The organism is Clostridium sp. (genome assembly GCF_029267215.1).
Taxonomy (GTDB): domain Bacteria; phylum Bacillota; class Clostridia; order Clostridiales; family Clostridiaceae; genus Sarcina.
In genome coordinates this window covers 70,710-83,222 of record NZ_JARIDH010000025.1, presented here as the reverse complement: position 1 = coordinate 83,222, position 12,513 = coordinate 70,710, and the positions used below count along the sequence as shown (strand labels likewise).

The window sequence follows — 12,513 nt, the reverse complement described above, 5'->3', positions numbered from 1 at the left end:
CGCCAGGTTTTTTATTATATGGCTCGATAGCTCAGTCGGTAGAGCAGAGGACTGAAAATCCTCGTGTCGCTGGTTCGATTCCTGCTCGAGCCACCAAAAGCTTAGTGAATTTTCACTAAGCTTTTTTGTGTTTAATGAAAACCACTTGCTATGAGAGTGAGGTTAGATGAGCTTTAGCGATATAATAAAAAAACTCATTTTAATAGAATGAGTTTTTAAATGGATACACATACAAAATGAAATTGTAAATATCATATAGTTTTTTCACCGAAATACAGAAGGAAAGAAATATATGGAGAGAAAAAAGAGATAGGTAAGATATTAAGACAGCTTTGTGAATGGAAAGGAGTTAAAATAGTCGAAGCGCACGCTTGCGTAGACCATATACATATGCTTGTTGAAAATGAGTGTTTCAAGTTTTGTTGGATTTTTAAAAGGTAATAGTAGTCTTATGATTTTCGAAAAGTTTTCAAATTTTAAATATAAGTATGGAAATAGATATTTCTGGTTCAGAGGATTTTATATTGATACCTTCAGAAAAAATAAGAAAGTAATTGAAGAATATATGGATCTTTTTAAGGGCAGCAAGCGGCTGGCAGACCAATTTAAGTGTGTATGCCCTTATAGGGATTAAGAAAATCCACCAGCTAAGCTGGTGGATTTTTATTAATTTTGTTTATATTAATATATATTTACTTTAATATTTCTAATATTTTTTCTATATGTCCTTTAACTTTAACTTTTCTAAATTCATGAGTTAGTATTCCTTCTGGATTTATTATAAAGGTACTTCTTTCTATACCCATATATTTTCGTCCATACATGTTTTTTTCTTTTATAACATCATATAAATTACATACAACTTCATCTGAATCACTTAATAAAACAAATGGAAGTCCTAGTTTACTTATGAATTTATCATGAGATACTAATGAGTCTCTAGATATTCCAAGTACAACTGCATTTAAATTTCTGAATATTTCAATATTGTCTCTAAATGAACAAGCTTCTGCTGTGCATCCTGCTGTGTTATCTTTTGGGTAGAAGTATAATACTACTGTTTGCCCTCTATAATCATTTAATGAATGTTCTTTTCCGTCTGATCCATTTAATTTAAAATCTGGAGCTAATTGATTTAATTCTATTGACATAAATATTCCTCCTTTAATTGTGTATATTATATAACAATTAATATTAATTATCAATAAATAATAAATAGTTTATTAAGAACCTTAATATAAAATAGAGAAAGATAGTTATTAAGAAAGGTATTAAATATTTAAATAAAATAAAAAGAGAAAAAATAAAAAAAAGTTCTGATTTGCTATTTCTAGTTTTTAATAATTAGTTTATTTTTATAAATTTAAGTATATTTGTGATTTTATATTTAGAAAATTATTGATTTATATTTTCAAGTTATAAATTTATTATCTTATTTTAAATAATATGAAAATACTTAGAATTACTTTGTAATTAAATAAATATATGTTAATATATGAAGTATAGGAAAATAAAACTTTAACTACAAAGGAGATAATAAAGATGGAAAAGAAAGTTTTAGCAACAGTTGGAAATGTAGAAATAACTTCAGATTACATTGATGAAATAATAGCAAGATACCCAGCACAACAACAAGCTATGCTTGCAAGTGAAGAAGGTAAAAGACAAGTTTTAGAGCAAGCTATAGCATTTGAATTAATGTCAGAGTTCGCTAAGGAGACTGGTTTAGATAAAACTGAGGAATATACTGATCAATTAAATAAATTTGCTAAAGAATTATTAGCTCAAATGGTTATGAAGAAAACTTTATCATCAGTTACTGTAACTGATGAAGAAGCTAAAGCTTATTATGAAGAACATAAAGAAATGTTCGCTGAGCCAGCTAATGTTACTGCTAAGCATATCTTAGTTGCTTCAGAAGAAGAAGCTAAGAAGGTTCAAGATGAAATAGCTTCAGGATCTGTTTCATTTGAAGAAGCTGCATCAAAATATTCAACTTGTCCTTCAAAAGAGCAAGGTGGAAATTTAGGAGCATTCTCAAGAGGAATGATGGTTCCAGAGTTTGAGGAAGCTGCATTCAACTTAGATTTAGGAGTTGTTAGTGAGCCTGTTAAAACTCAATTTGGATATCACTTAATAAAAGTTGAAGATAAAAAAGAAAGCTCAACTAAATCATTTGAAGAAGTTAAAGATCAAGTTGTTTCTATGTTAATACAAGAAAGACAACAAAAGAAATACTTAGAGTTAGTAAAAGAGTTAAGAGAAAAATATGGAGTTAAGTTAGCTTAGTTTCTATTTATTAAATAGGTATAAGATTTTATCTTATACCTATTTTTTTATGCTTAAAAATAGGTAGTTACAATAATTTTAATTTATGTATTATATAAGAGATTTTAAATTGGCTCTTTTTTAAACTAGTATTGATTTTAGATAGAACTTTATGACAATCTTAATAAGCAGTTTAGATTTTTATTGAATATGGAAGAATAATAGAGTTAAAAAGCGAAGTTGTTTGACTAGAGGGAGTTTTTTCGCTTTAGCTATTATTCTTTAATATTAAAACTTAAATAGGAAGCACCTTCTTATATTTATTAGAAGGTGTAAGTTCAAAATACAGAATTTTGATTTTTACTTAAAATTAAGTAGGCCTGAAGGGATAGCTAAAATCAACACTCTCTTAAAACAGAACTTTTAAATTTAATTATTTAAAAGTTGAAGATAAAGTATTAAGATTTTTTAGTTTAATGATTATTTGTTTTATGAATTAAATTATTCAAATGATTAATTGTTCTAATAATATAAATTTTTCTTAAAAAATGACTATAAAACTAATTATAAGTTAATACTTCTAAGGTATATAGAAATAATACTAGAGCAAACTAATATGTGGTAAGTTGAGGTGGATAATTTGAAAGAGTGGCTTGAATTAGAGAAAAGTGTTTTTTCTCATAGGAGAATGATGTTTAGTATATCAAAAAAAGAGTTTAAAAAAGAGTTTGCTGGTTCAAAATTAGGAATGACATGGGCTATAATCAGACCACTAGCCATGATAACAGTATTTTGGATGATTTTTTCAACAGGTATGAAGCAAAGAGTTCAACAAGTTGAGGTTAGTTATTTGGTATGGTTAGTTTCAGCGTATATACCTTGGATTTTTATTTCAGATGTTATTGTAGCAGGGGCTAGTTCTATTAGGGTAAATGCATTTTTAGTTAAGAAAGTTAAATTCCCAGTAGAGATATTGCCAACAATAAGAATATTAATAAGTTTTTATACATTTTTAGTTCTTTTAATTATAAGTTTTATTATATTCTGGACGAATGGTAACTTAAGTTTAATTAATTTTCCTAAATTAATTTATGCAATTATAATTACACTGATATTTTTAGGCGCATTGTCTAGACTTTTATCAGCATGGGTTGTTATGTCTATTGATATACTTCATGCCATATCAGTTTTTATGCAATTTTTATTTTGGATGTGTCCTATTATGTGGCAGGCAGGGTCTTTACCTATAGGAAGAAGTATTCCTTGGATTGAGAATATTTTAAAACTTAATCCATTATATTATCTGACTGTATTATTTAGAGATGCTTATTTAGGAACAAATATTCTTACGTTTAAATATGGAGTTTATTTTTGGAGTGTAACATTAATACTTTATATCTTTGGTTCTAAGGTGTTTAAGAAGTTTAGACCAGAATTTGATGATGTTTTATAGAGGGTGAGTGAAACAATAAATGACTGTTGTTATAAAGGTAATGAATCTTACTAAAAAATATAAGTTATATGAAAAGAGAACAGAAAAGTTAGCCAATGTTTTTGGTAGTAATAAGAATATTAAAGAATTTTTGGCTTTAGATAATATTTCTTTTGAGGTAAGTAAAGGAGAATGTGTTGGAATAATCGGAGCTAATGGTGCAGGAAAATCAACACTTTTAAAGTTATTAACAGGCGTTGCTTTTCCAAGTGAAGGAAATATTGAGATTAATGGAAAGGTATCTTCTATGTTAGAACTAGGTTCTGGATTTAATCCAGAGCTTACAGGAATGGAAAATATATATTTTAATGGAAGTTTAAATGGATTAGAAAAAAATGAGATTGATGAAAAGTTAAAAGATATACTTGAGTTTGCTAATATAGGAGAATTTGTATATAGACCTGTTAAAAGTTATTCAAGTGGTATGTTTGCAAGATTAGCTTTTGCTGTGGGTATAAATGTTAATCCAGATATTCTTATTGTTGATGAAATTTTATCAGTTGGTGATACGGGATTTCAGGTTAAGTGTATGGAGAAATTTAATGATTTTAAAAGGCAAGGCAAGACTATAATTTATGTTTCTCATGGGCTTGGAACAGTAAAGAAATTTTGTGATAGAGCTATTTGGCTTGAAAATGGAAAAATTGTTGATGATGGAAATTCTGTTATTGTTGTTGAGAGGTACTATAATAAGAGTTTTAATCCAGTGAATATTGAAAGTATTAAATCGCTAAATAGTTCTATAATAAAAGATATCTTTATTAGAGGAAATAGTAAAAAGATAAAATATCATGATGATATAGAATTAGAAATTTCCTATGATGTATTAGATAATAAAGTTAAAAATCCTAATATAGTTTTAGAGGTAAGAAAAACTGATTATGAACCAGGGCTTACTAGAGGAAGTGATCAGTTTGTGTGCGGAATAAGTAGTAAGTATAACATGGTTATAACACCATTTAAGAATGGAGTTAATAAAATAAAAGTTGTTTTGGAAAAAACTAATCTAGTTGCTGGTGTTTATTATATAGATTTTGTGTTAATGGATGGAAAAAATGAGGTTTTTAGAAAGATAAATGCATATAGTTTTACTTTGGATGATAGATACAGAGGTGAAGGTTTTATAATACTAAATCATTCATGGAAAGGGTAGTGGAAAATAGTATGAGTATAGGACGAGTGATAAGAAGAAGTGGGGAAATATTAAGGGATGAAGGCGTATTTAATTTAATAAAAAAAGCTTTTATATATGTTAAGAGAATTTTTAAAAATAAGTTTAATAGTAGTGCTTTAATTTATAGAAAAAATTATGAGGAAGCTAATGCAATATTTGATGAAATATTAAAAAATGAAGAGTTTAAGGCTATTGTAGTTTTTGATTCTAGGGTTGGGTGGAATATTCCTTTATTTCAACGTTCTCAACATATGGCTAATAATCTTACTGACAAAGGGTATTTATATTTCTATAGAACATCAGAACGCTTTGATTCTCAGGTAAATACTATAGAAAAGTTAAAAGATAGATTGTATTTAGTAAATATGGCTAACTTTGCTTTACAAAATGCAATGTTTGATATTTTAAGATCTTATAAAGGAAATAAATTTTTATCACTTTATTCAACAGATATTTATTTAGAAGAAGAATACATAAGAGAAAAATATTTAGATAATGGATTTAAAATTATTTACGAGTATATAGATGAGTTGTCAGATGAAATTTCAGGGGGGTTACCTGATTTTGTTTATGATAGACATGAACATATTATAGCTGATAAAAGAAATATAGTTGTTGGTTCGGCAGATAAACTTATAGAAGAGATTAGAGAAATAAGAGATGATGAGAATATTGCTATGATTACTAATGGTGTTGAGTATTCTCATTGGCAGTTATTAAGTGATGGGATTCCAGAAAAACTTAGAGAGGTTATCAATAAAGGAAATCCTATAATAGGATATTTTGGTGCTTTAGCTAAGTGGTTTGATTATGAACTTATTAGAAAGGTTGCAGAAAAAAAGAAAAATTATGAAATAGTACTAATAGGTTTTTTATATGATAGTAGCTTTAAGGATAGCAAGATTGAAGAGTTAGAAAATGTACACTATTTAGGAGTAGTGGATTATAAAGAACTTAATAAGTATGCACAATATTTTTCAGTATCAATAATTCCTTTTTTACTTAATGATATAACAGAGTCTACAAGTCCAGTAAAATTATTTGAATATATGGCTATAGGACATCCAATTGTAACTACTGATATGAGGGAGTGTAGAAAATATAAATCAGTTTTAATAGGAAAAAATCATGATGATTTTATAGGGAAATTAGACCATGCATTGAATTTGAAAAAAGGAGATTTTTATTATAAATACTTAGAGGAAGAAGCACTTAAAAATACTTGGAATGAAAAAGCTAATGTATTAGATAATTTGATAGAAAAAAATATATAGAAGTAAGGTATGGAAAGGTGAAATATGAGCTTGAAAAGAAAGGTGAAAAATTTATTAAGACCTATTTTAAAACCTATGTTTATGAAATATAGAGAAAAAGGATATGAAGATCAAAAGCAAACATTTTTTGATGAAATAACTGGCACTATAAAGAGTAAAAAATATGATGCAATAATAATTTTTGATGTTTATTTTGGGTTTTATGTTAAGATGTTTCAAAGGCCACAGCATATTGCATTAAATTTAGCTAAAGAAAATATTTTATATTTTTATAAAGCATCACCTTATGTTGATAAAGATATAAAAACTTATAAAAAATTAGGAGAAAATATCTATTTAGTAAATACAGATTTATATTGGCTTCAAGAATGTTTGATTGATATAGTTTCACAAAGTAAAATTCCTGCCTTTGGGCAGATTTATTCAACAGCTTTTGTTGAATATGATATTTGGCTTAAGAAATTTACGGATAAGAACTTTAAAATAATTTATGAGTATGTTGATGATTTTGCTGATGAAATAGCTGGTGTGAAAATAAGTGATGAAATAAAGGAAAGTCATAAAAGGATGTTAAAGGATAGTGAAAATGTTTATGTTGTGGCCACTGCAGATAAACTTTATAAAGAGGTTAAAGAAGTTAGAGGGGAGAAAAATCTAGCCCTTGTAACTAATGGCGTTGAATATAAGCATTTTATTAATTTATCTAATGAAAAAATACCTGATAAAATTAGAAGTTTGGTAAGAAAAAATAAGAGAATAATAGGTTATTTTGGTGCATTGGCTAATTGGTTTGATTATGATTTAATAAAAAAATTAGCAAATGAATTTAAGGATGAATATGAAATTATTCTAATAGGAATAGATTATGATAGTTCTTTAAAAAAGAGTGGAATATTAGATTTTAAAAATGTTCATTATTTAGGAACTGTTGATTATAGTGAATTACCTAAATATGCAAGGTTTTTTAATGTATCTATAATTCCATTTAAAATAAATGAGATAACTAAGTCAACATCACCAGTTAAATTGTTTGAGTATATGGCTTTAGGTAAACCTATAGTTACTACAGATTTACCAGAGTGTAGAAAATATAAATCACCTTTAGTTAGCAATTCTCATGAAGAGTTTATAAATAGTATAAAAAAGGCAACAGAATTGGAAAATTCAAAAGAGTACATAGATTTACTTAGAAAAGAAGGAAAAGAAAATACATGGAATGCGAAAGCTAAGGCTATTAAAAATCTTATTTTAGATTAGTTGAAGGAGGAAAAGTATGGAGAGAGCTATAGAGATAAGAAATCTTTGTAAGAATTATAAAGTTTATGATTCAAATGTAAGCAAAATAAGGAACATACTTAATCCTTTTAGCAAAAAAAATATAGATGAATTTAAAGCTTTAAGTGATGTTAGTTTTTATGTTAATAAGGGAGAAATACTTGGGATAATTGGGAATAATGGTGCTGGAAAATCAACTTTATTAAAAATTTTGACTGGGGTATCATATGCATCATCAGGTGAAGTAAAAGTGAATGGAAGAGTATCCTCACTTTTAGAACTTGGAACAGGTTTTAACCCAGAGCTTACAGGAGAAGAAAATATATTTTTTAATGGAAGTTTGATGGGGTTAACAAAAGAAGAGGTTGAAAGGGTAAAAGATGAAATAATAGATTTTGCAGATATAGGAGAGTTTATAAGTCAACCTGTAAAAAATTATTCTAGTGGTATGTATGCAAGGTTAGCTTTTGCAGTGGCTATAAATATAAATCCAGATATATTAATTGTGGATGAAATATTATCAGTTGGAGATATTAGTTTTCAAAAAAAGTGTGTTGATAAGTTCAATGAGTTTAAGGAAAGTGGAAAAACTGTTATTTATGTTTCACATGGTTTAGAAACTGTAAAAGAGTTTTGTGAAAGAGTTGTATGGCTTGATAATGGAAGAGTTAAGGAGATTGGAACAGCCTTTGATATTGTTGAAAATTATTATGAAAATTTGATGAATTCTACATCAAATGAGGAAGAGAAAATTGAAAAAAGTAAATTTGTTGAGATAAATGAGGTTAATATATTAAACAAAAAAGAGTTTTATTTAAAAGGTGATTCAATAGAATTTAAAATAAATTATAATGTTTTTAAAACTTCAGTTAGAAATGCAGGAATAACTATTGAAATAAGAAAAGCCTATAAAGAACCTACTAAATTTAGAAGTACAGATCAATTTATTTTTTCTGTTAACAGTAATGTAGATGGGGTTACTATACCTTGGGAATTAGGAGAAAATGAAATAGAGTTTAAAATAGAATCATTAGATGTTAGGAGAGGAATTTATTATTTAGATATTATATTTTCTGAAAGTCAAAATCTTGTTTCTTTAGAATCTAAAGAAAATTTAGTTTCATTTGAAGTTAAGAATGAAGATGAAGAAGAGGGATTTATATTTTTAAATTCAAGATGGCATGAAGAATTTTGAGAAAGGGAGCTTTTATGGAAAATATTTTTGAAAATATAATAAAAAAGGATAAATTTGATATTACTCATGAAGAAAAGATAAAATTAAATGAATGGCTTATAAAAAGACTTGGATTAAAAGAACTTATAAATTTATTGGTTAATATTAATAGTGAAGTAGAAATATTTTTGGATGAATCTTATGATGAAAAAATTATTTCAGGAGAATTTAATAATATTTGTTCTCAAATATCTTTAGCTATTGATGATGCAATAAGTTCAATATTATTTGAAAAACAATTTAACTGTTTTTACAATGAGTTTTTAAAAATATTAAATGAAGAGGAATATGATGAGATTATAGTATTTCATGCATCTTTTGGGTGGAATATAGAAATGAAGCAAAGACCTCAACATTTAGCAGAAGCTTTAAGTAAAAAGAAGATATTATATATATATAGAAGTGACATAAAAAATGATGACTTGTTTTCAATAGAAAAAATACAGGAAAACTTATATCTAGTTAATTTAGATATGTACAGTTTAAATTCAGCTTTTTTTGAGGCTATAAAAGCAATAGAAAAACCTAGGTTTGTTCATGTATATGCAACTTGTTTAAATTTTGTTGGATATGATTTGATAAAAAGTTATATAGATAAAGGGTTTAATGTTATATATGATTTTGTTGATGAATTATCTAGTGATATAAGTGGATATGAGGTAACATCTGATATGTTAAATGGACATAATAAGTTGCTAAGTGATAAAGAGAATGTATTTGTAATTTCTACTGCTGAGGGTTTAAAAGATAAAGTAGATATTATAAGAGGAGAAAATAAAAATATATTAGTTCCTAATGGAGTTAATTTGGATGATTTTATAGTAATAAAAAATATAGAATTTGAATGGAAAGATAAGAACAATTTAAATGTAGAATCATTTGGGGTAGATTTTGATAATAATATTAGAGAGTCAGATTTTGGTAAACAAGAAAAGTTTCAATTTATATTAAATAAAAAAAAGCCTATAATAGGCTATTATGGTGCTTTAGCTAAATGGTTTGATTATGATTTAATAGGTAGATTAGCAAAAGAGAGAGAAGAGTATGAGATAGTACTTATTGGTATGGATTATGATGGCTCCTATGATAAGAGTGGTTTGGATAAATATCATAATATATCTTATTTAGGTATTGTCAATTATGATGAATTAATAAATTATTCTATCCATTTTGATGTTTGCATTGTACCTTTTATTAAAAATGATATAACTGATTCTACATCACCAATTAAGATATTCGAATATATGGCTTTAGGAAAACCAATAGTTACAACGAATATAAGAGAATGTTTAAAATATAAATCTTGTATTGTTTCTAAAAATAGTAATGAATTTATAGAGAATATTGATAGAGCTTTAAATGAATTGCGTTTTAGTGAAGAATATATAAATATAGTTAGAGGAGAGGCACTTAATAATACTTGGGATAGTAGGGCAGAGAAAATTAAGAGGTGTTTAGAAGAGTAGGCATAATAGGGATTAATTAGATTTTAGAAAATTTTTTAAGAAAATTTATATATAATAAATTAATTTTAACAATGATATAAAATAGAGTTGGATTTAAATCCAACTCTATTTTATTAACAATTGATTATAATTTTCTATGTATTTGTGAGCATATTTCTTTATTTCTTCTCTTTCTTCAGTTGAAACAGTATAATCTTCCACAGCGAATACTTTCATTCCAGCACTTAAAGCACCTTTTATTGCTGGTAAAATATCTTCAAAAACGGCACATTCACTAGGTTCTAACCCTAATCTTTCAGCTGCTAGAAGATAAACATCAGGAAAATTCTTTCCTCTTGATACTTCACTTGTAATTGTTATTGAGTCAAATAAATCAAATACACCATTTGACTTTAAAGAAACTTCAAGAAGAGGATATGAATTACTAGTAGCTAGTCCAATTTTAATCTTTGAATCTTTTAAGCTTTTAAGAAATTCTTTAGCTCCTGGCTTAAGTTTTATATTTTTTTCATACTCTTTATAAGCCATGTTATGCCAAGTTTCCATTATTTTTTCTTCAGAGTCTTCAATATTAAATCTATTTCTAAAATACTTTGCCACTTCGTTGAAACTTAAATGCGTAATTTCTTCTTTTAAGTTTGGTGGAACATCATATCCAAGATTATTTAAGTAGTCTACATCTATTTTAGCCCATACTCCCATTGAATCAACTAAAGTTCCATCTAGATCAAAAATTACCCCTTTTATATTATTAAGCATTATACCTCACCCCAATACAGTTTAATATAAACTGTATTGGGGTACAAGGTATAATATTTTTAGATTAAAAATTAATTTTCAAATTCACGCTGGAATAATTCTACCTTTTCTTTATTTTCAAAGCATTTTAGTGAGTTTATTCCTAATCTTGAAAGAATCTCATCCATTGTATTGCTATGAGTGGCAACTTTTATTGGAGACTCATAAGCTACTTTATTTACAGCTTCTTTTCCTATATTTGAATCAACTATTCTTTTTGGACCACCAACACATCCACCAACACATCCCATTCCTTCTATAAATGTAGCTTTTACTTCTTTATTTAGAAGGCTATTTAATAATTCTTTACACTCTTTAACTCCATTTGCTTGGACTGATAAAAATAATTTGTCTTTTTCTGGGTATAATTCTTTTATAACATCGTGAATTGCTTCAGAAACCCCTCCAGTTCTAGCATACAACCTTCCACCACGAGAAGTATATTCTATTGAAGGTACTCCTTTAAAAGAGGATGGATCTATTTCTAATACTTCAAATATATATTTTAATTCTTCAAAAGTAAGCACATAATCAACATCTCCAATTAAATCTTTTTCTTTAGCTTCTGCCTTCTTGGCTATACATGGTCCTATAAAAACAACTTTAACATCAGGACTAAGTTTTTTTATGACTCTTGCAGCGGCAATCATAGGAGAAACAGAGGGAGAAACATCTTTAACTAATTGATGGTAAGATTTTTTTAGCATTCCAACCCACATAGGACAACAACAAGATGTTATTAAAACATCGCCTGATTTTTCTACATGATTGTTAAACTCAACAGCCTCTTTAATTGAAAGTATGTCAGCAGCGAAAGCTACTTCTACCATATCAACAAAACCAATTTTAATAAAAGCTTCTCTAAGCATATCTAAGGTTACATTTTCTCCAAATTGACCAGAAATAGCTGGGGCAACAGCTGCTACTACCTTTTTATTATTTTTTAATAAATCAATTATTGGGAGTATTTCGATTTTATCTAAAAAGTTACCATTTTCACAAACTTCAACACATATACCACAGTTTTGACAAAGATTTGTATCAATATATTTACTATTATCTATAGGATTAGTCAATATTGCATCAAATGGGCAAAGACTTTGACACTTTGCTTTACCATCAGATGATTTACAATCTTTTGTGCAAACAGATATTTTTTTTACTAAATTTTTTCTGATTTCATTTGATGTGATTGCTTTTTTAAAATCATATGAGAGTTTGTTTGAATCAATATTTATATTAACACCACAAAGAGAGGATAAAACTTCTATGGCTTCTTCTTTACTATTAAATTCATTTGAAATAATATTATTTAATTTTTCATCAAAGTTGTCATTTGAGTAATAAGTTTTTACTAAATCTTTTAGTAAAGCTTCATATTTTCTATTCATAAATAATCCTCCTATTATAAATTAACAGAGTTAGTATATGCAAAATTAAGAAATTGTATTAGTAGGATTGTATTAGTAGGAAGGTATAAATTTTTATTATTTGGAAAGTATTCTAAATAAATAATTATTTAAGAAAAAGGT

10 protein-coding genes, 1 tRNA gene and 1 pseudogene are annotated in these 12,513 nt (G+C 26.9%); 9 read left to right on the top strand and 3 right to left on the bottom strand.

The window, feature by feature from the left end; genetic code table 11:
* The first annotated feature begins 20 nt into the window (after positions 1–20).
* Together Q1K13_RS03840 and tnpA are read left to right on the top strand one after the other, a co-directional pair.
* Positions 21–96, top strand: a tRNA-Phe gene (locus tag Q1K13_RS03840).
* A 159-nt stretch (positions 97–255) separates the two neighbouring features.
* A pseudogene (gene tnpA / locus Q1K13_RS03835) lies at positions 256–634 on the top strand (IS200/IS605 family transposase).
* A 58-nt stretch (positions 635–692) separates the two neighbouring features.
* On the opposite strand, the gene Q1K13_RS03830 reads toward tnpA, so the two are convergent.
* A complete protein-coding gene (locus Q1K13_RS03830; RefSeq protein ID WP_300347826.1) occupies positions 693–1,151 on the bottom strand; it encodes a peroxiredoxin in 459 nt (152 codons plus the stop codon).
* 391 nt (positions 1,152–1,542) lie between these two features.
* Between Q1K13_RS03830 and Q1K13_RS03825 the strand changes: the two genes are divergently transcribed.
* The 7 genes from Q1K13_RS03825 to Q1K13_RS03795 all read left to right on the top strand — a co-directional run bounded on the left by Q1K13_RS03825 (position 1,543) and on the right by Q1K13_RS03795 (position 10,183).
* The gene (locus Q1K13_RS03825; protein ID WP_300347825.1) at positions 1,543–2,289 is read left to right on the top strand and encodes a peptidyl-prolyl cis-trans isomerase; all 747 of its coding nucleotides are present in this window, start codon (positions 1,543–1,545) and stop codon (positions 2,287–2,289) included.
* A gap of 610 nt (positions 2,290–2,899) precedes the next feature.
* Positions 2,900–3,721 (top strand): ABC transporter permease, encoded by an 822-nt coding sequence (locus tag Q1K13_RS03820; protein ID WP_300347824.1) that lies wholly within the window; start codon positions 2,900–2,902, stop codon positions 3,719–3,721.
* A gap of 19 nt (positions 3,722–3,740) precedes the next feature.
* Positions 3,741–4,913, top strand: coding sequence for an ABC transporter ATP-binding protein (locus tag Q1K13_RS03815; protein ID WP_300347823.1), 1,173 nt, complete (start codon positions 3,741–3,743; stop codon positions 4,911–4,913).
* Between the two features lie 11 nt (positions 4,914–4,924).
* Positions 4,925–6,208 carry a glycosyltransferase gene (locus tag Q1K13_RS03810; RefSeq protein WP_300347822.1) on the top strand — a complete coding sequence of 428 codons (1,284 nt, stop codon included), beginning with the start codon at positions 4,925–4,927 and terminating at the stop codon, positions 6,206–6,208.
* A gap of 24 nt (positions 6,209–6,232) precedes the next feature.
* Complete coding sequence (locus Q1K13_RS03805) at positions 6,233–7,465, top strand: glycosyltransferase (protein ID WP_300347820.1); 1,233 nt, start codon at positions 6,233–6,235, stop codon at positions 7,463–7,465.
* Positions 7,466–7,481: 16 nt separating this feature from the next.
* Positions 7,482–8,678, top strand: a complete 1,197-nt coding sequence (locus Q1K13_RS03800) for an ABC transporter ATP-binding protein (RefSeq protein ID WP_300347819.1) — start codon at positions 7,482–7,484, stop codon at positions 8,676–8,678.
* Between the two features lie 14 nt (positions 8,679–8,692).
* Positions 8,693–10,183, top strand: a complete 1,491-nt coding sequence (locus Q1K13_RS03795; protein ID WP_300347818.1) for a glycosyltransferase — start codon at positions 8,693–8,695, stop codon at positions 10,181–10,183.
* Between the two features lie 105 nt (positions 10,184–10,288).
* On the opposite strand, the gene Q1K13_RS03790 is transcribed toward Q1K13_RS03795, so the two are convergent.
* Both Q1K13_RS03790 and Q1K13_RS03785 read right to left on the bottom strand, forming a co-directional pair.
* On the bottom strand, positions 10,289–10,942 hold the full coding sequence (locus tag Q1K13_RS03790) for an HAD family hydrolase (RefSeq protein ID WP_300347817.1): 654 nt from the start codon (positions 10,940–10,942) through the stop codon (positions 10,289–10,291).
* Between the two features lie 71 nt (positions 10,943–11,013).
* On the bottom strand, positions 11,014–12,372 hold the full coding sequence (locus Q1K13_RS03785) for a [Fe-Fe] hydrogenase large subunit C-terminal domain-containing protein (protein WP_300347816.1): 1,359 nt from the start codon (positions 12,370–12,372) through the stop codon (positions 11,014–11,016).
* Positions 12,373–12,513 lie beyond the last annotated feature (141 nt).